This is a genomic window from Flavobacterium longum (genome assembly GCF_965137575.1).
In the GTDB taxonomy this organism is placed as follows: Bacteria; Bacteroidota; Bacteroidia; order Flavobacteriales; family Flavobacteriaceae; genus Flavobacterium; species Flavobacterium longum.
The window spans coordinates 165,390-190,268 of the sequence record NZ_CBCRZJ010000001.1; the positions used below are offsets into that span (position 1 = coordinate 165,390).

Here is a 24,879-nt window from a genome sequence, read left to right on the forward strand (position 1 = left end):
CCATGTTGAACCGAATCATCCGCGCGATTGCCGGAACTTTTATCTTGATTAGTGTGCTGTTGGCCATTTATGTCAACCAGAACTGGCTGTGGTTTACCGCATTCGTTGGCGCGAACCTATTGCAATCGTCCTTTACGAAATGGTGTTTAATGGAAGATATCCTGAGGAAATTTGGGGTGAAGGACTGACTTCGGGAAACCTATTTGCGGTCGTCCGAGTGTCCGGGACAAATTGTTTGGATTTGATGTAAGCATATTGCAAATCAATAATCCGATATACCATGAGCCACAACGTTATCGATCGGGCACGTGATTCCGTACAAGGTTTCGCCCGGTTCCACGACCTGATTACCCAGAAATTATCCATTGCCGGACGAAGTGAAAGCGCACACCAAGCCTATGGCCGACAACTGGCCCAGATGGCGCTGCATTTCGGGAAAGTCCCGACTGAAATTTCGATTGAAGATGTTGACAGCTATCTCTATTTTGTCAAGCAAAAATACCCGATGCCGTCGGAGGCGTATTTTAAACACACGGTCTATAGCCTGCGGTTTGCCTACCGGATTTTCGGATTGCGAGACCGTTATGTCTGCATGCCGAGCATACCGAAATCGGGCAAGCTTCCAACGGTATTGAGCAAGGAAGAAGTCAAGCGGTTGCTGGATGCATCGCACAACATTCGGTACAAGGTGCTGATTCTTTTATTGTATGGTTGTGGCTTGCGGTCTTTCGAGGCGAGAAACCTCAAACGCAGCGACTTGGATTTCGACAGAAAAATGATCCATGTGCGTGGCGGAAAATGCAGGAAAGACCGTTACGTACCCATGAGTACGTTGCATATCGCCCCGTTGAAACAGTTGTTGAAAAGCACGCCCAGGTCGACATTTCTCTTTTATGGTTTCGACCATAATTTCAAGGCTAATTTCGAGAAAGGTTACTCCAAGCGCAGCATCCATTGGGCGGTCCGGCGGGTGGCGACACTTGCGGGCATCGAAAAACACGTCAGTCCGCACACGCTTCGCCACACTTTTGCGACACACCTGCTGGAAGACGGCCTGGACATCGTCAGCATCAAGAACCTCTTAGGCCATGTCAAGATTGAGACAACGCTTATTTACCTCCATATTGCACGTACCAGCCAAGGCGTGGGCTATAGTCCGCTGGACACCCTTTTCGGCTTACGTGAGACGCTATTCAAACCCGGGTTGTGCCCGTATTATATGAATAGTTTGAAAACAAGTGAAACTCCAGATACTTCTGTTTCGCTCATTGAAATGTAGTGGTGTTGAAAAGTATTTGACTAAGAATCAATAAAATGACGGGTGTCAATACTGTTAAAATTATATTTTTTTTTAACTTACCGCCGCAAAGTAAAATATCTCATTTATGACTAATCCCTACACGCTGAGAAAGTTCGGCCTTTGCCTGGTTTTCGGACTTTTTTTATGTTTAAACGTTTTGGCGCAGCAGCGCGATTACACCATCCGGACCAGTGCCGGTGTATTTGAATTCAGCCCCTCGGCGAAACCCGAACTGAAGACATGGTCCGGGCCGTCATTCGGCGGAAAATACTTCAGGCTGATCCAGTTTTACGATCTGCCGTCGGACGACCAGAAGAAATCTTGGAGCGAGGCCGGTTTGAAACTCGTAGATTACCTACCGCCGAACACGTATTTCGCGGTGGTGAACGATAACTTCAACCTGCAGCAGATTGGTGCCCAAATCAGGACCGTACTTCCGGTTGGGCGTGCCTTCAAGATGGAAACGCCATTGCAGACAGAAGGCATTCCCAGCTATTGCATAGTGGGCGACAAAGCGAAACTTACCCTGAGTTATTACCGGACACTTGACGGCGCGGCAGTGATTGCCGATCTGAAAAGCAAAGGCTACAACATTACGGCGCACCGGGATTATTCCGGGCAGGTTGATGCCGACATTCCGTTGCAAGATTTGGAAACCATCGTGGCCTTGCCTTACATCCAGTTCGTCGGCGCACAGCCCGAGCCGGTCCGGAACGAGAATTACAACTATACCAACACCACTGGTCGCGCCAACTATCTTAATTCAGGCTACAATGGCTTGAACTACACCGGTTCAGGCGTTGTCATCGCGATTGGGGAAGGTGACTTGGTGGCCAATCAAATCGACTTTAAAGGAAGGCTTTTTGAGGTTGGCTCCAGCGGAACGGCCGATCCCGAAAACCACAAAACCGGCGTGGCAGAAAATGCAGGCGGTGCCGGCGCCATTGACCCGACGCGCCAGAACAATGCCTGGGGCGCGACAATCCTGAGTGTCAGCGGCGGACCAAATTATTCTTCGCTGTATTCCAGCCACAATTTGCGCATCACCAACCACTCATACGGGTATTCCATCGCGCCGGGGTATGACTCTGAGGCGCGTAACCACGACTTGCGCATCGCGGCTTTACCGAACCATTTGGTGTCCTATTCAGCGGGAAATTCCGGGACGGACATCGGTTTTGCACCATACGCGTTCGCCGGATGGAGCAACATCACTGGGCAAGTCAAGCAAAACAAGAACATGGTGGCAATCGGAGCTCTGTCGCCCGATGATGTCATCACTGGCTTCAGTAGCCGCGGGCCAATGTACGACGGTCGTATTGCGCCGCAATTGGCCATTGAAGGTTCAGAAGGAACATCTTTCGCCTCGCCGAAATTCGTGGGCGACATGGCTATCCTGACGCAAGTCTATAAAGAAAAGAACGGCGGCACGGAACCCACATCGTCGCTGATGCGCGCCATCATGATGAATACCGCCGACGATCTTGGCAACGCAGGCCCGGACTTCGTGTATGGTTTCGGATGCCCAAACCTTCGCCGTTCGTACAACACCATCAATGAAGTAAGATATGTCACTTCGAGCGTCTCTAACGGCGGGACGAACAACCATACCGTGACCGTTCCGGCCGGGACAAAGCAAATCCGCGCCATGATCGTATGGCCGGACGTAGCGGCGGCGGTAAATGCCAGCACCGCAATCGTCAACAACTTGAATCTGGTGGCAAAAGATCCATCGAACGTGAGTTACAACCCGTGGGTATTGAACAGCGCAGCCAATGCAGCCACTTTGGACGATCCGGCCACGCGCGGGATAGACAACCTCAACACCATCGAACAGGTCACCGTGGACAACCCGCAGGCCGGCATCTGGACGCTTCAGGTGAGCGGTGCGAGTGTGCCGTCTGGGCCGCAGACGTATTATTTGGTTTATGAATTTTTACAGGATGAACTGACCATTACGTATCCGTTGGCCAATGACAAGCTCATCTCCGGCGATACCTATTACATCCGTTGGGACAGTTATGGCGGTTCGGATGCGTTCAACCTTTATTATGAGTTGAATGCATCGGGTACTTGGGTTCCGATTGCCACAAATTACGACGCCACGAAACGCGTCTATACTTGGGTAGCGCCGAATACCAATGGCATCAACAGCATCCGCTTCAGGGTAACACGCGGCGCGTTGACGTCCACGAGCGGGACAAACTTCATCGGAAATGTGCCGGACAACTTCCGGATTACAAAAGTCTGTAACGACGTCGTGACCTTGAAATGGTCTGCGGTACCAAACGCAACCGGTTACCAAGTCTACAAATTGGGTGCGATGTATATGGAACCGGTAACGACCAACATCACCTACAATGGCGCCAGCGCGGTGCTTACAGGACAAAGTACCACCGCTTCCGAATATTATGCGGTGGCTGCGCTTACCGGCGGCAATGAAGGCCAAAGAACTGGCGCTACAGAAAAAGTCGCCGGTGACTATGCCTGTGTGGGTCTGAATTGGACCGGTACCGTTTCGACCGATTGGTTCAACACGGGCAACTGGGCGAGTGGCGCCATCCCGACAGCGTCAGACAATGTCATCATCCCGTCTTCCGCACCAAACCAACCAAACATCGGCGCGGCGGGAGCGGTTTGCGGCAACATCAATATCGATTCAGGCGCAAGTCTCTCGATGAGTTCCGGCACCAATTACACCTTGTCGGTGGCAGGTGATTGGATCAACGATGGTACGTTTAACCGCGGAATCGGAACAGTATTATTCAATGGTGCAATCAGCTATCAGGAAATCGGCGGCGCTTCCACGACGGCGTTCAACCTGTTGACGATCAATAAATCTTTGGTGAACCACACCGTTGAGGCGACCGCTGTCATTACTTTGAACAACGTCACGACGCCATTGACGTTGACCTCCGGCACGTTTAAGTTGTCGGGCGCGTCTACCGTGACACTTTTTCCGGGCGGCGGCACCATTGGGACAAATGCCAGATTGTGGAACAACGGGGCGACCATCAATATGGGCAACGCCAACTATTTTTTGAATTCCGGAATCCTTAAAATTACCGCGGGAACGGTGAACGTAGGCAGCGGCGGCTCGGCGAACATGATTTATCTCAACGGCGGAACACTTGACATGCAAGGCGGAACGTTGAACATTACCGGCCGGTTTTCCTCCAATAGCGGAACTTCTTACGGCACCTATAGCCAAAGCGGCGGTGTCGTAAACGTGGCGACTTTTGCATCCACCTCAACTTCGCGCGGCGCATTCGATCTTGCCAGCGGCACCACGTTTAATCAAACCGGCGGCCGCCTCGTGATTTCAAGGGCAAGCAGCTACAGTTTGGACTATGTCAATATCTCCGCCACTCATTCTGTGTCGGGCGGCTCGATTGAAGCGGGCAATAGTTTTACGCCGGCAAACCAGACCATCAGGTTCGCTTCATCGGTACCTTACTATGATTTTGTCGTCAATACCAACAACAATCCGAAAGCACAAGCACAATCTGTTGCGATGACCATCAACAACAACGTAGCAGTTTTAGGCGGCACGTTCGATGCCAACGGACTGGATGTTACCGTGGGCGGCAACTGGATCAACAACGGTACGTTTACCCCGGGCGCGTCCACGGTGGCTTTCTCCGGCGGCACACCTCAGACTGTCTCGGGAAGTACCGGCACGACATTCAATAACCTCACCTTGAGTAATGCATCAGGACTCACGCTTTCCGGCGGGTCGAATATAAGCGTGAACGGAAACCTGATGCTCGCCAGCGGCATCCTTACAACCGGATCGAACAAAGTCATCATGGGTACATCGGCCACCGTCGCCAGGACTTCAGGACACGTTTTCGGGCAGTTCCAGAAGGCATTCTCAGGCGCCAAACTGACAGACACTTTTGAAGTCGGGGACGCGTCGGTCTATGCACCGGTCAGCGTTTCCTTTGGTGCCATAACTACAGGCGGTTCGGTGACAGTTGCCACGGTTTCCGGCGACCATCCGCAAATCGCGTCGTCGTCGCTTCAGGTGTCGAAAAGCGTCAACCGCAACTGGACTTTGTCCAACAATGGCGTGGCGTTTAACCAATATTCCGCGACGTTCCAGTACGATGCTGCCGATCTGGATGGCGCGGCCAATCCGCTCAATTTGGGCGCGGGCCTGTACGCTTCCGGATGGACGTACCCAACCGTTGGGACACGCACCGCGACATCGGCCAGTTTTACTGGAATCACGACATTCGGGGCGTTCCAGCTTGCCGAGAATTGCACCGACCAATTTGAAACCGAAACCATCACTTCCTGCGGGCCATATTTTTGGACAGCCAACGGGCAAACCTATTCGGCGTCGGGAAGTTATCAGCATGTGAGTGTATTGCCATCGGGTTGCAACCTGACGCAAACCCTCGAATTGACCATCCAGACCGCGCAGACGTTTTATGCAGACGCAGACAATGATGGTTTCGGTAACGCATCGGTAACCACATCGGCTTGTACGGCACCGACGGGTTATGTTGCAGACAATACGGACTGCGATGATGCAGACAACACCAAACACCAATCGTATCCTTTTTATACAGATGGCGACGGCGATGGTTTCGGCACCGGAACGTCTACATCGGTCTGCGCCGTGGACGCCAACACGCCGCCGACGGGTTATTCGGTGAACAATACCGACTGCGATGATGCAGACAACACCAAACACCAACCGTATCCGTTTTACACAGATGCGGACGGCGATGGTTTCGGCACCGGAACATCTACAGCGATTTGCGCCGTGGATGCCAACACGCCGCCAACGGGCTATTCGGTGAACAATACCGACTGCGATGATGCAGACAACACCAAACACCAATTGTATCCGTTTTACACAGATGCGGACGGCGATGGTTTCGGCACCGGAACATCTACATCGGTCTGCGCCGTGGATGCCAACACGCCGCCAACAGGCTATTCGGTGAACAATACCGATTGCGATGATGCAGACAACACCAAACACCAATCGTATCCATTTTACACAGATGCGGACGGCGATGGTTTCGGTACCGGAACATCTACAGCGATTTGCGCCGTGGATGCCAACACGCCACCAACGGGCTATTCGGTGAACAATACCGATTGTAACGACAGTGATGGCGTATTGACGCAGACTTATCCGTTCTACACAGACAATGACGATGACGGTTTCGGCGCGGGCGCAGCAGTAAACGTGTGCGCGGCCAATGCGTTGGCAACACCGGATGGTTATGCCGCCAACAACACCGATTGTAATGACGACGATGCCAATCTGTACCAACTGCTTTCGTACTATCTTGACGGAGACAACGACGGGTACGGTGCGGGTGTGGTGACGGATGCGTGCTCAGGTGCGAGTACGGTGCCGGCGGGCTATTCGGCCAACAATGCCGATTGTGACGACACCAAAGCTTCGGTGCATCCGGGCGCTACAGAAATCGGGTACAACCTTCTTGACGATGATTGCGACGGGCTGATTGACGAAGGCTTTGCGCCGAAAGTCACCGTCTTGCAAGGTGCGATGTGCAACGCGAACCTTCCTACGATTGACGCGCAAATTGTGGCCAACCTCGTGGCTGGTGCGCAAGGCTACCGCTGGCGGATCACGACCATGGCCGGCCCGAACTTAGGCCAAGTCCAATTCCTGGATACGGCGTTGCGCGTGATGCGGTTGACGCAACTCACCAATTATGCATTCGCCGCCCAATACAAAGTGGAAGTGGCGGTATATTTTGCGGGTTACCTGCAGCCGTTCACGTTGTCGAATTGTACCGTGACCACGCCATCGGCCACAACATCGCTCGCCTACTGCGCGCAACAGCTCACCAACCTTAATGCTCCGGTCTATGCGAACGCAGTACCGTTTGCGGCAGGTTATCGTTTCAGGGTTTCCGACCCGGTGAATCCGGGTAATTTCCAGGTGATTGACCGCAATGTCCGTGAATTCAGGATGAACCAGATTACGAATTTCGTGGTGCAATACGGCAAGACCTACAACGTGGAAATTGCGCTGAAAAACACCGACGGTAATTACTTGCCATACGGATCCATCTGTCAGGTCACGACACCGATTTTCCCGACAACTTCCCTGCAGGATTCGCAGTGCGACAATTATCTGGTGCCGAGTAATGCCACGCCAATCATGGCTATTTCCTATCCGGGTGCCATCGCGTATGTGTTCGAACTCAGCGGCAGCGGTTTGGCTTCGCCGGTGGAAGTCACCAAGAGTACGAGAACCTTTACGCTCAACGATTTTGCAGGGCAGTTGTTGCCGGGCGCCACGTACAACGTCAGGGTTCGACTGATTTTCAATTTCGCCGATCCGGTCGGGCCTTACGGTAAGATTTGTACGGTGACCACGCCGGGCACTTCGAGGGCTTCGGTTGCCGACGATGTATTTGCCGTGGTGGCGCACCCGAACCCGTTTGCAGACAGTGTCACCTTGGACATCACTTCTGCAGCGGCGCGGGACAGCTACGTAAAGGTCTACGATATGGCGGGCCGACTGCTCGAGACGCGCGTCGTCAGCCATCGCGAAAACAACATCACTTTGGGCGCGGCCTATCCGGCTGGCGTCTATGTGGTGACCGTTTCACAAGGCGATAGCAACCGCATCTTGCGCATCATCAAGAAGTAAGTATTTATTTTTGGATAGAAAGCCCCGGAATACGGGGCTTTTTTTATGGATGAAATCTAAGGGCATTACTTCAGCGTGCGGTAGTCAACAACAGCGCTCAAGTTCCCGTATTAATAAAGTGAAGCAAGACGGTCCTATCGCTCCAGCTTCGCCCAGACTAACCCCGGATGATGCTTGTCGCGGCGTACCATTTTGACCCAGAGCAAAGTCATGTGTTCCAGATGAAGTGCTTGGTCCAGCGCGCCGGTGTTGAGTGGTTCATACCCCAGATCGGTGACAAGCGAGGCCACGGTGTCTTTGGCAGCACGGTCGTTTCCGGCCATCATCATCACCGGTTTCACATTGTAACCCGGAAAAGTGCTGTCCGCGAAATTCTCGAAGCCATAGATTGTAAAGGCTTTCACGACCAGGGCATCCGGCGCCCATTCCTGCACTTTCTCACTCCCGGATATGGTGCTCATGAGGCCATGCGAAATGCCTGGACCTACTGGGTTGGTACAGTCCACCAAAATCTTACCGTTGAACCGCAGCGACTGCAGAAGCATTTCGTTGGCTTGAAATGGCGTGGCAAGGAATACTACTTCGGCGCGGTCAATGGCTTCCTGCAAAGGTTTGGCCTCGAAATTGGCGTTTTGCGACAATGCTTTTGAGACTGTTTCCGAAGGCCGATCGACGGCTACGATGATGTGGTGTCCTTTCTGTTGTAGTGCATGGGCAAGTGCAAAGCCTACTTGGCCGATGCCGATGAAGGCGAGTATCATACTTTTCTTAGTTAATGTTTCACGGTATTTTTTGAATTTATCACTCTCCCAAGGCTGCAATTACTGCGCGCGCCGTTTCCGCGCCGCTGAAATTCTGCTGGCCGGTGACAAGATTGCCATCCCGCACGGCAAAGCCCTTCCACATCCCCGCTTGGATGTAGTTCGCACCGATTTCCTTGAGCGCATCCTCGATACGCCACGGCATGATGTGCTGGCCTTGAGGCAACATCCCATATTCCCAAACGGCTTGGTCGGCAAAATCTTCTTCGACGTTTGCGAATCCGGTTACGGTTTTGTTTTTCACCAGATAATCGCCATTGGACAATTTGGCGTATTTCAGGATGGCGGCGCCGTGGCATAGCGCAGCAGCGACTTTTCCAGACTCGTAAAAGGCCACGAACTTTTCTTGAAGTTCAAGTGCATGTTCGAAACTGAACATCGGGGATTGCCCGCCGGCCACTACAATGGCGTCGAATTGGGCGACGTCGATCTCCGAAACCCTTCGAGTGTGTTCTACCAACGCGCGGAGGCTTGGCGTATGGATAAACCCTTGTGACACTAAGTCTGTGGCGGAGTATCCGCTCGAATCGTTAGGGTCGCTCATGGCGTCGGGCTCGCAGCGGCCACCATTGGGCGAGAAGATTTCAACTTCGTAACCTTTTTCGGTGAATTCGTAGTACGGATGAGTCAGTTCACTCCACCAAAAACCGACCGGCCACTGGGTCGTTGTAGATGTGGTGGCGTTGGCGATGACAATGGCAATGCGTTTTCTTTTTGCCGGGTTCACGGCGTTTGTATTTTTTAAGCTCATGGCAAATCATTTTAGTGTATCGCAAATCTACCAACGGATAGGTGGATTGGGATTGCCTGCCTATCTTTGTAAGTAACTAACAAAAGTGTAAGTATGCCAGATTTCATTAAAGACAACCATTTGTTCCACAACCCCGTTGAATTTGCCATGAGTAAGATTGGCGGGACTTACAAAATGCCTATACTTTGGCGTCTCAAAGACAAGTCGTGGCGCTTTACGGAGTTGCGAAAAAGCCTGCCGCACGCCTCAGACCGTATGTTGTCCAAAGCGCTCAAAGAACTCGCGGCAGATGGCTTTGTCGCCAAGGAGGTTTTTCCGGAAGTGCCGCCGCGCGCCGAATACACCATTACAGAACGCGGCCGGAAGTCTATACCTGTTATCGAAACACTACGCAGCTATGGGCTTGAATTGATGGAGGAGACCAAGATAAAATAGAGGGGACCAGACAGAACCCGAAGTGTTTGCTTTGTAGTTAAAATGAAATACGACAGGCTTGCTTTCGACGCGCCATTAAAAAATAAAAAAAACCGAAGCTTTCACTTCGGTTTTTCTCTGCGGAGGAAGAGGCTCCGGAACCTTTTAAATTTTCTCTTTAAATTCAGAGGTTTCCGTCATCGATTAATCGTGGGGTAACCGATAGGGTAACTTTGAATTTGATGTAAATTTAGAGAAAAAAATGGATTCAGCGCTCGTAAAGAATAATTGTTTACTATGTCACTTGGCGTCAATTTCTCCAAAAACGATAATGCAAAACTTGTAGTAATATACATTTTAGCTTCTCAAAGTATCGGTGTAACTCTTCTGATGGAGGCAATGTAACTAATTAGTATGCGTCGCCGCGACAACTTCTGACCTTTTATTACGCCCTCAAAACGCTGTCGAATACTTTTCCGCGTGATGTTTGCGGCGGTGTTGCCAAACTTACTCCCTAAAAAAAATAGGCAAATGCAATTTCTTATATGTGAAAAGGTAATATCGCTAAGAAAATGGTGTTCGTACAAATAACTTTACTCCAACAATTGAAAGTTCTATCGTCGCAACGTGATTTGTTTATGCTTAGGCATCAATTTTATTTCAACAAGCTTCATGTCGTGGCACTGAGACAGGCAAGAAATACAACATTTTTTTGGGAGTGAGACTGAAATGTTCATTAAATTCACAGCCTGTAGTCTAATAGTGAAGCGACATATAAACCTATTTTTGATATGAGCAAATCTTTTCTTTCTGAAAGAGATGTGTGCACGAAGTATATCACGCCCGCGTTAGAAAGGGCAGGGTGGGATAAAATGACTCAGCTCTTAGAAGAAGTAACGTTTACTGACGGGAAAATTTATGTTCGTGGTAAACTGGCCGCAAGAGGAGCAAGAAAAAGAGCGGACTATATTCTTTATTATAAACCCAATATTCCCATTGCTATTATTGAAGCAAAAGACAACAAACATTCAGTAAGAGCTGGAATCCAACAAGCATTGGAATATGCCAATATTCTGGACATCCCTTTTGTTTTTAGCAGCAACGGAGATGGCTTTATATTCCATGACAAAACTAGTAATTCTGAAAACATTGAAACTGAGTTAGATTTAAACAGTTTTCCTTCTCCTGACTTTTTATGGAGTAAGTTCAATAAATACAGGGGAATCGTAACAGAAGAATCTGAAAAAGTAGTTGGGCAAGACTATTACTTTGACGGAAGCGGAAGAAGCCCAAGATACTACCAACAAATTGCTGTGAACCGCTTGGCCCAGTCAGTACAACTAAGTTTGGAATGTCTTTCTAAATTATATTTTCAATTTATTTATATCTATCTATATATTCCGGAGATTTTAAAATCTATAATACACATTTTAAAATTTGATAGCTTCCTGATGGTGCTTAAAACTACGCAGATTAATTTCAGAGTAGTTTTTTTATATGGTCAACTTCCCAAGTTGATTTAAGCTTTTCCTCTTCGCTTGCAAAGGTTTTACGATCTATCTCAGTCCATTTAGTTTCTCCCCACTTCTTACTGTATAATATAATGGTTTGTGGATACTTGCTACTTTCGAAACCTTTTGAAATAGTTATATCGTCACTTTCTCCGTCATATACGGGAGTTAAGTAAGCCTTGTCAGTATAAAAACATAACTTATTATAGTCGTTTGTCATTTCATAATTTTCGGAAAGTTTTTCAGCTGCATGCTCATAGCCATAGTTTTTGCCATTTACTATATCAGCATATTCTTTATTTGCCCATTCAAGCCATTTTTTCCAACCGTCCTTATGGATCATATAAATCGTGGCATTGCCACATTCGTTCCCGTACTCTGAAGAAATATCACTATATGAGCTATCAAAACGCAAAATCCCGTTAGCTTCATCGATAAGTATAGTTCGAATCATGTTTTTTTTGCCTTCCAATTCGCATGGAGGTGTTGCTAGTGTGGTAAGGGCAGTAATTAATATAAATAGGATTTTCATAGTAAGTTATCTGCAAAAGACAGAAATGATTTATTAAGTTTTATAAATTCGTTATAGTTAGATACGTTTTTTTTTAGTTTGTTTACTGGATTTAAATAACTTACAGTCTATCAAAAAATAATTTGAAACTTCTACAACTTTAAGTCTCTTTTTAACTAGACAAAATATGAAATTTAGTTGTGGATAAGAAAGGGAAACTATAACAATTGGCTTCCAGATTCACTTGTGGGTTTGGAAGCGATTTTTTTTCAATAGGGAAACCAAAATTGAATAAATAAGGTGATAATAAACCGAATCCTTGCCGAGCGTGATTTTCAAAAACCTTTTTTATGTCCTATGAATGAGTGTTTTGGCGCGTTGGTTTTAATAAGCTATTAGAATAAGCGATAACTACTGAAGAAAAACATAGGTTTTAAGTAAGACAATGTTTGTTGCGCGGCATGATATGGGCGACGCGAAGTGCTCTTTTTTTTGGACAGGATCCATTTTTCGATACATTGTGCAGGTCAATAGTCAAAAAAGTTGCCCTAGTGCGACGCTCTACGTTCTCGTGATCGAGATTTGCGGGGCTGTTTCGCATACTGCGATATAGGTGCTGACAAAACATTATTAGAAACTACAATCGCCAATAGCGCCTATGATGCAACATTATGTAACACAACTTGGGGAAAAATTACTGGCACAAGTCACGCTAGTGTACGTGTTTTTGTTTAAAAACTGTGACAGTAATTTTTTAGGAGCGATGGGAAGGAGTGCAATTGAATTGTGAATAGTCATTGATTGCGCATTAAAGATGCGATTGCTGTTGGATGGATTCTGTCTATTTATCAATTATTTTTTTTGCAAAAGCTATGACGTGCCCATCTAAGTCGGCAAAATAGCATACTTGGTCACCCCAGTTTCTATCTTCAATTGGGCTGATTAGCCTTGCGCCACTTTTTTTAGCATTCTCAAATTCGAGTTCAATATTTTCGACATGGAAGTAGAGTTCACAGCGCGGTATTCCATTTCCGTTATCTGGATGCGGCAATTGGTCATCGATTATTTTTGCGATTCCATCGTTGGGCATTAAACCTAATTTGCAGTTTTCTGCTAATATAAATTCGGTCATTCCCGGAACGTTCAAGTCGGCAGTTTTTCTTAAAATGTTCTGGTAAAACGCAGTGCTTGATGTCTGGTCCTTTACGTATAGAATGGTTTCTATTAGTTGAATATGCTTCATTTCTCTTTGGTGTATTTTCAGTTTTTGCAGTCGTTAAATCTTGGCAAAATACGCTTTAATCAAAAATCTACCGATATATTCACAAAAAAGTTTCTTCCTGATCGCGGGAAATTATTCCAATCGGAGTAAGTTGAATAATAAGTATCTAGCATGTTTTCGACACCGCATTTTGTATGTATTTTACTTTTATTGAGGTTGAATTTATAGCCCATGTTCATATTGATAATCGCATAATCAGGGGTTTCATCTTCTCCGTAAATCGGGCTAAAATTAGTTTGTTTTGCGTTGCCTTGAAGGATTATCTCTGCGGAAATTTTTTCTTTTGTATAAAGTAATGATGTTGCATACCGCAGCGGACTAATAAATGGCAAGTTTACATTTTCATGGTCTTTCCCTTGGCTGTAAACACATTGTATATTCCATTTTAATAGTTTTGAAAATTGATATTCAGCAGTAAAACTTACATTAAAAATAGTAGCGTAATCGAGTACCGTGTAAATCTTTACTCCGTTTGCGCCAATGGTCATCGGAACGAGACTAGCATCAGGTTTCCCTATAATGTAATCTGCAATATGAAAATAGGAAGCTGCAATTTTCATATTCACTTTTTCTTTCATGAACCCTAAATAAGCATTTCCTTCGAATGACTTTTCATTTTTTAAATTGGGATTGCCGATGTTATCAAAATTTTCAAAACTGTTGAACAAATAAAACCCATAAGCTTCCGTAACCGATGGTGCTCTTTCGCCATAAGCGGCACCAAACCCGTAGGCTACACAGTGCTTTGCATAATTGTAATTGGAAGAAATGCTTTTTAAGAATCGGTTTTTTTGCGCCTTCATATTGGGATAAAAAATCTGCAAACTGTTCAATCCAAATTCGCTTTCAATTTTGTTAGTATGACTACCCATAGCAGCCGTAAATTTTAGGGATGAATGACAATTCAAACTGTATTGATCTTCTAAAAACACACCATTATAAAAAGTTCTTACGTCGGGCCAAGTCAGCATAAACATCAGATTTTCATCAGGGTTTTCAGGATACATCGTCATCTCAGCCAATGATTTATTATAGAATGAGTTTAGGTTTACTAAAAAATGATGGCTTCCTCTAATGGCTGTAATTTTTGAATAATAACCGTAGGTTTTACTCCAACCCGGCATATCCATATGCACTGGAACAAGGGGGCGTTTGGTGTCATCCATTTTGTGCATGATGGTGTTGAAATATGCTTTGGTTTCCCAATGGGTAATTATAGATTCTAGCGGAGCATATTCATACTTTAAGGAAGCAATAATCGCTTCAGCTATCGAAACATCCATCGGTAAAGCCGGATAGCCTACATCGGTGGCTTTGTCGTAAATTAATGAACCTTCAACGAGTTTGTTTTTTCCTAATTTAAAACCTGAAGTCGCTGAAAAGTTTCTTTTTTTGAATTGAGAAAACAACACTTCTTTGTTATTTCCGGCTTTATAATTTTCGGCATCGCGGTACATAAAATCGACATCAACATACACCAAACTATCGGCATAATTAATCGCTGAGCCCAGAATTTTTTGTTGGTTATTGGTTTCAAAACCAGTAGTGAAGTTGGTATTCCATTTTTGGGTTTTAAAATTAGTTCTGGTTCTTTTCAAATCTATTGAACCTCCAATAGTGCTACCATAACAAGCACCTTCTTGCCCCGAACTGATAGTGGCTTCGGATAGATTGGAAACTTCAACATACGAGGTAATCGGATCCATTTTATCGGTACAAGCACCAAAAATACGCATGCCATCAATCGTAATTAAAGTACGTTCGGTGGGCATCGAATTGATCAGCGGTTCCCAAGCATAAGCACCACGTTTAATCAAATCAACTTTTGTGGATTTTTGCAAATAGTCGTCAATAGACGTAAGTATTTTAGATTGTTTGCTCGCGAGTTGTGCTTTGTTTCCAATAACAATAACCTCTTGCATTTGTATGGGTTGCAGGCTGTCTTTTTTAGTTTCTTGTGCTAAGAGAAAAGAAGTCAGCAGCAGTAGTAACAAGGTAAAATGTTTTTTTTTCATGATCTATTCATTTAAAAAGGTCAAAAACCAAAATTGAATTTGACCTTTTTATACTTCCTCGGAATTTAAAATTCTATTTCAAAAAAGATACTGCTTTCTGTAACTGCATCAGCGATGGGTTCGCCTTTTACGATCGTTCCGTCGGGTTTTGCCAATTGCAGACTGATTTTCCAATAGCCTGTCATCGTCAAGGATAGTTTGCCATTGTATAAATCGCCTGATGTAGCTTGTATCGCGTTGACATTATTTGGTGAACTATGGTTTCCCATACTAGGCATTCTAGGATCAATTTTTACAGTGTAGCCGTCAACCACCGAAAATGTCATCATGTCAACCATTTTCCAAACGCCTACCACCATATCGTTGACCGCCACTTTGGGATGCTCGGGCGCAACATAAGCCACTAGATACTTTACACCATCCGAACCTGTAAAGGTGTTGACCTTTCTTTTGCTAGAAGCTGGAACATCAATGATTGAAGTCGCTGTATACGCCATACTATCAATAGTATAATCGATTTTTAAATCCCAATACTCGGTTGCATTTTGTGCCATTTGAAACATGATGTAACCTTCATACAAGGTTCCGTCGGCTGTGATTTTTTTTACTTCTGAATACGGACAAGAATGCGTCATCATGGCCATGTGCATTTTTGGCATCCAAGAAACTGTAGCGTTTTTTAGGTATTGATTGGTTGTTTTGTCTTTTATTCTTAATTTAATTTCATTATACCCTTGTTGCGTTGCGCCCATGTGCGAGAATAATTCGATGGTATGGGTATCGTTACTAATTTCTTTGAATTTGGTTAGGCCTTCTAGTTCATTAGCCGCTGGAGTTATCGCATTGTCATCATCATTAGAACATGAACTGAATGCTAAAGTCATGAATACAATGGCGAATATTTTGTTTAAATATGTTTTCATTTTTATTGATTAAAGTTTTTAGAAAGGTGTCTGAAAAGATTGCTTTTCAAAACGATTGGGATGTAGGAATCCTGTCAACTCTTTTTAAGAATTGAAAAATTGATTTAGGACTGAGAAAGAATGGCTTGCAAGAAATGTTCTTTGCCCAAATAGTTTAGGCTATTTTTGCAGGTGGATGAAAAACGGAGCAACTTACCGTGTGAAAGTATAAGTTGGCATAGTTGTCTCCAATAGTAGTTTTACTATGAAAAAAAAATTGTGTCGCAACTAATGTTATGAGGTCTTGAAAGAATAAAATCTCAACTTCTTGTTTCGAATTGTCTTTTTTGTTAGAATGAATTGGCTTTTCGCTTTCTGATGCTTTGGCTAATTCTTTCATCAAATGGCATTTCCCATTGCAATGTAATTTGGGCTTATCCTTATTGATACAAAGCACTTTAGTGATATAATTGTAGTTAGTAGCATATTCTATCACCGGAAAAACGGGCTTTAGCATTATGGCNAAAACTATTATGAGAATCACTTTTTTCATACGACAAATTTACAATCGAAAACAGGGCTTGTTTTATGATTTTGGTCATGGTTTTAGTAACTTTAGAAAAATTAATTTTGTAACCATAAGTACCAAGGTCTTTTAAACAAAGACTTTTCAGCTTAAAAACACTTCATTCACGATGCAAATAGATTTAGATTTACTCTTTTCTTGGGGAGCCATTGCTAAAGAATACAAGAAAAACGAAGTGATTTTTGTTGAAGACGATGCCGCCAATTTTTATTATCAAATTATCGATGGTTGTGTCAGAATGTTTAATTCTAATGATGATGGGAAAGAATTTACACAAGGCTATTTTGCCATGGGACAAAGTTTTGGGGAACCACCTTTATTTATAGATGAAAAATATCCTTCCACAGCAACAGCATTTCAAGATTCTAAAATCATCAAGCTCTCTAAAGATAAATTTTTAAAAATAATCGATGAATATCCGAGCATTCAAAAACAATTTCTGCAGCTCATGGCCAAGAGAATTCATGGGAAAGCCAAAACATCTAAAGACATCATCAACCAAAAACCCGAATTTAGGATTCTGGCTTTTTTAAATGCACACAAGAAAGGAGTTGGTGATTGCAAAGAATTGGTTCCATTCACCCGACAAGAAATTGCCAATTTTACTGGCTTGAGAGTCGAAACCGTGATCAGGGCATTTACCAAAATGAAAGCCACACACAAAATCGAAATTATTAATCATAAAATATATTTCTAATGCCTTTGAAAAGTAAGTTTTGGTTGCAATTTTCTTTAGTAAATTTATTGATAGTAGCTTTATTAGGACTTTTAATGCGCTACAAAATTGGTTTCGAATTTCCGTTCTTAGATCAAAAACACTTACAACATTCGCATTCGCATTTTGCCTTTACAGGTTGGATTAGCCATACTTTAATGGTCTTGATGATGCTGTTTTTAGAAAATAAAACAAAGCAAACCCCAAATACAATTTCGAATAAATACAACAAAATCCTAACCGCCAATTTGATCTGTGCTTACGGCATGTTGGTGTTCTTTATCATTCAGGGTTACGGGTTGTTTTCTATAATTTTTGCTACAGCCTCAATATTTGTAGCTTGTATTTTTACTTATTTTTATTTCCAAGATTTGCATCAAATAGCCAAGGATGATTTGTCTAAAAGCTGGTTTAAAGCCGCTTTGTTTTTTAATGTAATTTCTTCAGTGGGCACTTTTGCTTTGGCGTATATGATGGTGACTAAAAACATCCATCAAAACGAATATTTGGCTTCCATCTATTATTACTTGCATTTTCAATACAATGGATGGTTTTTCTTTGCTTGCATGGGATTGTTGTTTTCGATGTTACAACTCAAACCGTCTGACAACCCTTTTTATGAAAAGGTTTTCAAATTGTTTTTTATAGCGTGTTTTCCAGCGTATTTTTTATCAACGCTGTGGTGGGATTTACCCGTTTTTGTTTATGTGTTGAGTGTCATAGCCGCTGTTATTCAAGTGTATGCTTGGTTTAGATTTTTAGCCATCATCATCAAAATCAAACAGGAGTTTCTAGAAAATTTGCCTTACTTTTTAAAGTATATTTTGCATTTTGTAGGTTTTGCTGTGAGCCTTAAATTGCTCCTTCAATTGGGTTCAACGGTTCCAGCTTTAAGTCAGTTGGCTTTCGGATTCAGACCCATTGTCATTGCCTATTTGCACTTGGTTTTATTGGCTGTTATCTCTTTGTTTTTGCTATTTTATATTTACGCGAATCACTTGATACATTACAATAAACAAATAAAAATGGGCATCATCATTTTCTCGGTTGGGGTTTTATTGAATGAAGTTATTTTAGCCATTCAAGGCATCGCATCGTTTAGTTACACCGTGATTCCATTGGTAAATGAAATGCTTTTTGGCGCAGCCATAGTTTTGGTTTCAGGAATTGGAATCATGGCTATTTATGCTATAAAAAAAGTTAAAAAACAGCCCCTTTTATGATTGCACTCATAAAACATCTGTTTCATAATCAGGTACTTTGTATGTATAATTTGAAAGTATATAAAAGTATTTATTATGAAAAAATCAATTCAAACTTTGTTATTGGCAAGCTTATTTTTTGCCATGAGTTGCAAGCAAACTGATCAAGCCGCAACCGAATCAACAGCTGAAACTACAGCCGCAACCACTGGCGGACAAGAAAATGTTGTCGACGAAACTTCTGTTCCCAACATTGTGCAAACCGCCGTTGGAAGTAAAGACCACACCACTTTAGTAACCGCCGTTAAAGCAGCAGGTTTGGTTACTTCGTTAAGCAATGCCGGACCGTTTACAGTTTTTGCACCCACCAACGCTGCCTTCGACAAATTGCCAGCCGGTACCGTTGAAGGTTTATTAAAACCAGAGAAAAAAGGGGATTTGGAAAATATTTTAGGCTATCACACTTATGTCGGAACGCTCAAAACAGAGTACATGCAAGACGGACAAGAGTTTGATATGGTTTTTGGCGGTAAAGTAAAAATCACTAAAAAAGGCGATAAAACCTTTGTAAATGGCTCCGAAATAGTAGCATCTATACCAACAGGAAACGGGATTATTCACGTCATTGGCGATGTGCTACTTCCAAAATAAAGTTACTTATTAATTCAAATGTTGCTTTCCTATTTTTAAAGTTGAAAAGCGTGAATTGTCGTAATTCACGCTTTTTTGATATGATTAAAATCATAAGGGAAGAACCCAATAATGCTTCTCTTTGCCTATTGCTTTTTTAAACGATTATGAAACCATTCAAAAAGTACTTACTCCTTTTTTTGTTGCTGCTTTCGACTTTTTCTGTTTACAATTTTATGATATACACTTCAAAACCAGATTACGGCAATATTCATTTATCTGAAAAAGCCATCTGTGGTGAAAATCTGTGGCTAAAAAACAATTGCAATTCGTGCCATCAACTCTACGGACTTGGCGGTTATCTAGGTCCAGATTTGACGAATGTTTATGCTCATCGAAACGAAGATTATCTAAAAGCCATGCTTAACAGTGGTGTCAAAGCCATGCCGAAATTTAATTTTAATCCCACAGAAAAAGAAGCACTCGTTCAGTTTTTTAAGGAAGTCAATCAAACAGGGTTTTATCCCAATATTGAATCCGAATTAGAAACAGATGGTTGGGTTTCAATTAAAAGAAAAGAGTAGATTATGAAAGCCAATAAGTATCCTTTTTATTTTATTGCAGCAGGATTAATTTCATTGCTATTCGGACTGCTATGCGGGTTATTAGCCGGTTTTCAATATGTCATTCCTGATTTCATTAAAGAAATTTTACCTTTCAGTGCCATCCGACCTTTGCATACACTTTTTGTAGTATCTTGGATTATACTTTCAGCTATTGGTGGTATTTATTATTACATTAAACCTTCAGGTGACAAACTAATTGAAATCCATTTTGGGTTATTTATTGCCACTGGAATTGGAATCATTTTTTCTTACCTAACAAAAAATTTTGCAGGGAAAGAATATCTAGAATTTCCGAGTTATTATTATTTTCCAATTGTTTTGGGTTGGATTTTATTTGGAATCAATTATAGCAAAACAATGTTGCCAAGTTTCAAAAATTGGCCCGTTTATTATTGGATGTGGGGCACCGGAATTGTTTTTATGATTTATCATTTTACTGAAGCGCATTTGTGGATGTTGCCTTATTTCAGAGCAAATTTCATTCAAAATATTGCATTACAATGGAAATCTGGTGGTTCTTATGTAGGCTCGTGGAATATGCTGGTGTATGGAACAGCCCTTTTTGTAATGTCCAAAATTAGTGGTAATGCAAGTTATGCGGTTTCAAAAAAAGCATTTTTCTTTTATTTTCTGGGTTTAACCAATTTAATGTTCGGTTGGGCGCACCACATTTACATTGTTCCGACAGCAGCTTGGATGCGCTATTTGGCTTACGGAATCAGCATGACCGAATGGGTTATTCTGTTCTCCATCATAAATGATTGGAGGAAAAGTCTTTCCAAAGAAAAGAAATCCGAATTTTCACTTGCTTACCAATTGATGCTCTTGGCTGATTTTTGGGTCTTCTTAAACATTGTTTTGGCCTTGCTACTATCTATTCCAGCAATCAATTTATTTACACACGGAACGCACATTACCGTGGCACATTCGATGGGAACCACTATCGGAATCAACACTTTAATTCTTTTATCATCGATTGCTTATATTTTAGAAATAGCGCATCCATTTTCTAAGCAATCGCAACGAATAATTCGAATGGGAATCAAAATATTTCACATTTCGTTCCTGCTTTTTTGGATTACACTGCTTATTTTGGGACTAAAAAAAGCCTATTGGACTTATTTCAACAATACCCTCACATTTGGTAAATTTCAAGAATCCTTACATTGTATTTATGCCATATTCACGCTATTTGGGATTGGCGTTTTAGTAGGATTATATTTAATCGTCTTTGAATTTCTTAAAAAGCTACGATTCGTTTCTAAAAACAGTATTGAAGTATAGTGCTGGTAATAATGATGCTGCTTTTATTCTTGCAGAAGAAGGCAAATTTTCGAGCGTTTTGACATGGTTTCTGAAAAATTGGATGTAATAATTTCCGGTGTATTTTTTGGCATCAAGATAACCAACCATGGCATTTATTTCTTCGGTTGATATCAATTCAGAATGATATGTGGTTCTAACTTCAAATCTGATGTTGCTTTGTAAAAGAATATCCAAGGATTGTTCAAATTCTGCAAACAATTCAGATTGTGTGATTTGCTGAAATTTACTTTGAATCGCTTTAAAATCTAATGCCACATAATCGATTAGATTTTCTTCGATTAGTTGTTTTAAAACACCTGGCTGAGATCCATTGGTGTCAATCTTGATTAAATAACCCAAAGCTTTGACGTCTTTTATTTGCACAGCGATTTTTTTATGAATCAAACATTCTCCACCACTAAAAACGACAGCATCAAGCAAGCCTTGTCGGGTTTTTAAAAAAGAAATGGCTTCAGAAAAAGGTATGGTTCCTTTTCCTAAAACAATTTCGGGATTATAACAGTAGGAACAGCGCATATTGCAGCCTGCATACCAAAATATGCAGGCTGCATGATTGGGGTAATCGAGTAGGGTAAAGGGCGTAATATTGTAAATCGGTTTGCTTAACACTGATTTTCTTTAAAATGAACACGCTGTTTGTGTTCGCCTTTTTTACCAATATTAAAACTTTCTACCGGGCGATGATAACCCATTACTCGCGTGTAAACCAAGCATTTGGTTCGCAAATGTTGGTTGTGCTCTAAAATTTCATTAGTGTTGGTTTTCATGTTGTACTTCTTTTTGAGATTCGATTATTAATGCGTCACATTTTGGGCAATATTCGTGTTCGCCATTGAGATAACCGTGAACGGGACAAACGCTAAAAACAGGTGTCACGGTAATATAAGGCAGTTTGAAATTCGACAATACGGTTTTGACAAAGTTTTTGCAAGCCTCTGAAGAACTAATTCGTTCATTCATGTATAAATGCAAAACTGTGCCGCCGGTATACTTGCATTGCAATTCATCTTGCATGAGCAAAGCTTCAAACGGATCTTGTGTGAAGTCGACCGGTATTTGCGAGCTGTTTGTATAATAAATATTTTCGCCCATGCCTGCTTGCAGAATATTAGAAAACCTTTTTTTGTCTTCTTTGGCAAAACGATAGGTAGTGCCTTCTGCGGGTGTGGCTTCGAGGTTGTATAAATTTCCTGTAACTTCCTGAAATTCTCGCATTCTGTTTCGGATATGGTCTAATATTTCCATGCAAAAATCGTTGCCAAAAGAAGTTGTAATATCATCGGCATCATCAGTAAAATTGCGAACCATTTCATTCATTCCGTTGACACCAATGGTTGAAAAATGATTGCGAAAATGGGGCAAATACCTTTTGGTATAAGGAAATAAACCGCGATCATACATGTCTTGAATAAAGACTCTTTTCTTTTCCAGTGTCGACATTGAAATCGTCATTAATTTATCTAACTGACTATAAAGAGCTGTTTTATTTCCTTTAAATAAATAGCCCAAACGCGCCATATTGATCGTGACCACTCCAATGCTTCCAGTCATTTCTGCGCTACCGAAAAGTCCGTTGCCGCGTTTGAGCAATTCTCTTAAATCGAGCTGCAAACGACAGCACATACTGCGAACAGCATTGGGCTTGTAGGCATTTTCATTTTCTATTTTATGGCCATTTTCATCTAACTTATATTGACTTCCAATAAAATTTTGGAAATAAGAGGAGCCAATCTTTGCAGTATTTTCGAAAAGAATGGCTGTGTTTTCACCATCCCAATCAAAATCTTCGGTAATATTTACGGTTGGAATCGGAAACGTAAACGGCTGTCCATTCGCATCGCCTTCAGTCATGACCGTATAATACGCTTTATTGATTAGATTCATTTCTTGCTGAAAATGTTCGTATCGCAAGTCGGTTGGCTTGGCAACACCCCGATTTTGTGCTTTAACTAAAAGATCATGACTGAAATTACCTTCAAAAAAGTGGTGGTTGTTTTTGGTCGGAATTTGAGCTTTCAAATCTTCGGGAACGACCCAATCGAGCGTGATGTTGGTAAACGGTGATTGCCCCCAACGCGCCGGAACATTCAAATTGTAAACAAAACTGCGAATGGCTTTCAACACATCATCAAAAGATAGATTGTCTTTAAAAACATAAGGTGCTAAGTACGTATCGAACGAGCTGAAGGCTTGTGCTCCAGCCCATTCACTTTGTAAAATCCCTAGAAAATTAGCCATCTGACCCAATGCTTCTCTAAAGTGTGATGGCGGTTTGCTTTCAACGCGACCTCTGACGCCATTGAATCCGTCGTTAAGCAAAACCCGCAAACTCCAACCCGCGCAATATCCCGTTAAGCAATCTAAATCGTGAATGTGAATATCACCATTTCTGTGGGCATAACCTTCTTCTCTAGAGTAGACTTTATCCAGCCAATAATTGGCAATAATTTTCCCTGCTACATTGTTGACCAAACCTGCATTGGAATAGGAAGTATTGGCATTGGCATTGATTCTCCAATCGGTTTGCGAAATATACTCTTCTATGGTTTGTGAACTGTCTACATAAGTCGTATCATCATTTAATCCGTCAACATGTTCGCGCTGTAATTTTCGGGTATGCCGATACAAAATAAAAGACCGCATTACGGTGAAATAGTGCTTATCGAACAGTGTTTTTTCTATGATGTCCTGGATTTCTTCAACGGCCCATGTGTCTTTGATAGCAATAGCGTCAATTACATTCGTGTAAACAGATTCATCAAACGGCACAGAAACGCTTTCAAAACTCTTCAGTATAGCATCCTTTATTTTATAAGATGTGAATGCTTTATAATCACCATTTCTTTTGATAACATATTTTTCCATAAGCTTAAGATTTACAGTAACGAATTGGATAATTTATCCAGTATAGTAAACTTTTTTTCCAATATCTGCGCTCCTGGAAAAAGGATATTGTTTTCCAAATGGATATGCTTGTGTAAATCTTCTTCAAACTCCTGCAACATGGCGAAAGTTACCTTATAGGTTTCGCAAGCATCTGCGGGTGGTGTATAATTATTGGTCAATTCAGCAATTTTGGCGAATCGTTCCCCTTCTATAGTGTGCTCATCCTTCATCATGGCTATGGGATTATCGACTGACCCAAAATGAGGCATTGTTATGGACTCACTTTTAGATTTTGTTTCGACCATTCTTTTAATAAACGGAAATAAAATCAGTTCTTCTTTTATCATATGCTTTGCCAGCTCACCAGCACCTGCAATAAATAAGTTGTTGATTTCTAATAATTCAGGATGGCGGCCACCATGTACCTTACACAGTTTGTCTAAAAATCTATAAAGCACAGCAGATTTTTCTAGAACATAACGATGGTGTGTTTTTTCAATATATTCAACCAATAAGTCTAATGGCCAGGATTTAAAATCAATCCTTTCCTTGTTTTTAGTATCCAAGACGGTATTGATTTCCTCTTCCAGGATTGCTGAATTTATTTGTTTTTTTTCACATGCTTCCGCTAAAGTCCGGTTGCCTTTACAACAAAAATCGATACCGTATTTTGAAAAGATCGCGGCAGTTCTAAAATCGTCTGCTACGTATTGTCCGATTGTTTTTTCTACTAATGTTTCCATTTTTTTATG

At 42.6% G+C, this 24,879-nt stretch carries 20 protein-coding genes and 1 pseudogene; 10 read left to right on the forward strand and 11 right to left on the reverse strand.

Features of this window, described 5'->3' with window-relative positions; translation table 11 throughout:
* The first annotated feature begins 2 nt into the window (after positions 1–2).
* From ACM9J1_RS00760 to ACM9J1_RS00770, 3 genes are all read left to right on the forward strand, one after another.
* Positions 3–188 (forward strand): YgaP family membrane protein, encoded by a 186-nt coding sequence (locus tag ACM9J1_RS00760; protein WP_415579923.1) that lies wholly within the window; start codon positions 3–5, stop codon positions 186–188.
* A 92-nt stretch (positions 189–280) separates the two neighbouring features.
* Entirely contained in the window at positions 281–1,279 is a 999-nt protein-coding gene (locus ACM9J1_RS00765) for a tyrosine-type recombinase/integrase (protein ID WP_415579924.1), read from the forward strand.
* A gap of 178 nt (positions 1,280–1,457) precedes the next feature.
* A complete protein-coding gene (locus ACM9J1_RS00770) occupies positions 1,458–7,949 on the forward strand; it encodes a T9SS type A sorting domain-containing protein (protein WP_415579925.1) in 6,492 nt (2,163 codons plus the stop codon).
* Between the two features lie 134 nt (positions 7,950–8,083).
* Here the strand turns inward: ACM9J1_RS00770 and ACM9J1_RS00775 are convergent, their stop codons facing one another.
* Together ACM9J1_RS00775 and ACM9J1_RS00780 are read right to left on the reverse strand one after the other, a co-directional pair.
* Entirely contained in the window at positions 8,084–8,710 is a 627-nt protein-coding gene (locus ACM9J1_RS00775; RefSeq protein WP_415579926.1) for an NADPH-dependent F420 reductase, read from the reverse strand.
* 40 nt (positions 8,711–8,750) lie between these two features.
* Positions 8,751–9,521, reverse strand: coding sequence for a type 1 glutamine amidotransferase domain-containing protein (locus ACM9J1_RS00780; RefSeq protein ID WP_415579927.1), 771 nt, complete (start codon positions 9,519–9,521; stop codon positions 8,751–8,753).
* Positions 9,522–9,614: 93 nt separating this feature from the next.
* Here ACM9J1_RS00780 and ACM9J1_RS00785 point away from each other — a divergent pair, with 93 nt between their 5' ends.
* The gene (locus ACM9J1_RS00785; RefSeq protein ID WP_415579928.1) at positions 9,615–9,956 is read left to right on the forward strand and encodes a winged helix-turn-helix transcriptional regulator; all 342 of its coding nucleotides are present in this window, start codon (positions 9,615–9,617) and stop codon (positions 9,954–9,956) included.
* 770 nt (positions 9,957–10,726) lie between these two features.
* Positions 10,727–11,272: pseudogene (locus ACM9J1_RS00790) on the forward strand (type I restriction endonuclease); the annotation flags it as partial.
* 142 nt (positions 11,273–11,414) lie between these two features.
* Here ACM9J1_RS00790 and ACM9J1_RS00795 read toward each other — a convergent pair.
* The 5 genes from ACM9J1_RS00795 to ACM9J1_RS00815 all read right to left on the reverse strand — a co-directional run.
* Positions 11,415–11,978 carry a hypothetical protein gene (locus ACM9J1_RS00795; RefSeq protein WP_415579929.1) on the reverse strand — a complete coding sequence of 188 codons (564 nt, stop codon included), beginning with the start codon at positions 11,976–11,978 and terminating at the stop codon, positions 11,415–11,417.
* 820 nt (positions 11,979–12,798) lie between these two features.
* On the reverse strand, positions 12,799–13,200 hold the full coding sequence (locus tag ACM9J1_RS00800; RefSeq protein ID WP_415579930.1) for a VOC family protein: 402 nt from the start codon (positions 13,198–13,200) through the stop codon (positions 12,799–12,801).
* Positions 13,201–13,259: 59 nt separating this feature from the next.
* Positions 13,260–15,254, reverse strand: a complete 1,995-nt coding sequence (locus ACM9J1_RS00805; RefSeq protein WP_415579931.1) for a TonB-dependent receptor plug domain-containing protein — start codon at positions 15,252–15,254, stop codon at positions 13,260–13,262.
* 65 nt (positions 15,255–15,319) lie between these two features.
* Entirely contained in the window at positions 15,320–16,177 is an 858-nt protein-coding gene (locus ACM9J1_RS00810) for a hypothetical protein (protein WP_415579932.1), read from the reverse strand.
* Positions 16,178–16,331: 154 nt separating this feature from the next.
* On the reverse strand, positions 16,332–16,679 hold a 348-nt coding region (locus tag ACM9J1_RS00815; RefSeq protein WP_415579933.1), incomplete at its 5' end, for a hypothetical protein.
* Between the two features lie 172 nt (positions 16,680–16,851).
* Here ACM9J1_RS00815 and ACM9J1_RS00820 point away from each other — a divergent pair.
* The 5 genes from ACM9J1_RS00820 to ACM9J1_RS00840 all read left to right on the forward strand — a co-directional run bounded on the left by ACM9J1_RS00820 (position 16,852) and on the right by ACM9J1_RS00840 (position 21,199).
* The gene (locus tag ACM9J1_RS00820; protein ID WP_415579934.1) at positions 16,852–17,439 is read left to right on the forward strand and encodes a Crp/Fnr family transcriptional regulator; all 588 of its coding nucleotides are present in this window, start codon (positions 16,852–16,854) and stop codon (positions 17,437–17,439) included.
* Complete coding sequence (locus ACM9J1_RS00825; RefSeq protein WP_415579936.1) at positions 17,439–18,680, forward strand: hypothetical protein; 1,242 nt, start codon at positions 17,439–17,441, stop codon at positions 18,678–18,680. The genes ACM9J1_RS00820 and ACM9J1_RS00825 overlap by 1 nt, the downstream gene beginning before the upstream one ends.
* Positions 18,681–18,755: 75 nt before the next feature.
* Positions 18,756–19,310: a fasciclin domain-containing protein gene (locus ACM9J1_RS00830; RefSeq protein WP_415579937.1), complete on the forward strand. Its 555-nt coding sequence runs from the start codon at positions 18,756–18,758 to the stop codon at positions 19,308–19,310.
* Positions 19,311–19,456: 146 nt separating this feature from the next.
* Positions 19,457–19,873 carry a c-type cytochrome gene (locus ACM9J1_RS00835; protein ID WP_415579938.1) on the forward strand — a complete coding sequence of 139 codons (417 nt, stop codon included), beginning with the start codon at positions 19,457–19,459 and terminating at the stop codon, positions 19,871–19,873.
* 3 nt (positions 19,874–19,876) lie between these two features.
* On the forward strand, positions 19,877–21,199 hold the full coding sequence (locus ACM9J1_RS00840; protein ID WP_415579939.1) for a cbb3-type cytochrome c oxidase subunit I: 1,323 nt from the start codon (positions 19,877–19,879) through the stop codon (positions 21,197–21,199).
* On the opposite strand, the gene ACM9J1_RS00845 is transcribed toward ACM9J1_RS00840, so the two are convergent.
* Genes ACM9J1_RS00845 through ric form a run of 4 tightly spaced genes read right to left on the reverse strand, consistent with a single transcriptional unit; the run spans position 21,164 to position 24,870 of the window.
* Positions 21,164–21,850 carry an anaerobic ribonucleoside-triphosphate reductase activating protein gene (locus tag ACM9J1_RS00845; RefSeq protein WP_415579940.1) on the reverse strand — a complete coding sequence of 229 codons (687 nt, stop codon included), beginning with the start codon at positions 21,848–21,850 and terminating at the stop codon, positions 21,164–21,166. The two genes, ACM9J1_RS00840 and ACM9J1_RS00845, sit on opposite strands and share 36 nt — an antisense overlap.
* Complete coding sequence (gene nrdD, locus ACM9J1_RS00850) at positions 21,844–22,008, reverse strand: anaerobic ribonucleoside-triphosphate reductase (RefSeq protein ID WP_415579942.1); 165 nt, start codon at positions 22,006–22,008, stop codon at positions 21,844–21,846. The genes ACM9J1_RS00845 and nrdD overlap by 7 nt, the downstream gene beginning before the upstream one ends.
* A complete protein-coding gene (locus tag ACM9J1_RS00855) occupies positions 21,992–24,106 on the reverse strand; it encodes a ribonucleoside triphosphate reductase (protein ID WP_415579944.1) in 2,115 nt (704 codons plus the stop codon). The genes nrdD and ACM9J1_RS00855 overlap by 17 nt, the downstream gene beginning before the upstream one ends.
* An 11-nt stretch (positions 24,107–24,117) precedes the next feature.
* Entirely contained in the window at positions 24,118–24,870 is a 753-nt protein-coding gene (ric, locus tag ACM9J1_RS00860; protein ID WP_415579945.1) for an iron-sulfur cluster repair di-iron protein, read from the reverse strand.
* Positions 24,871–24,879: the final 9 nt, after the last annotated feature.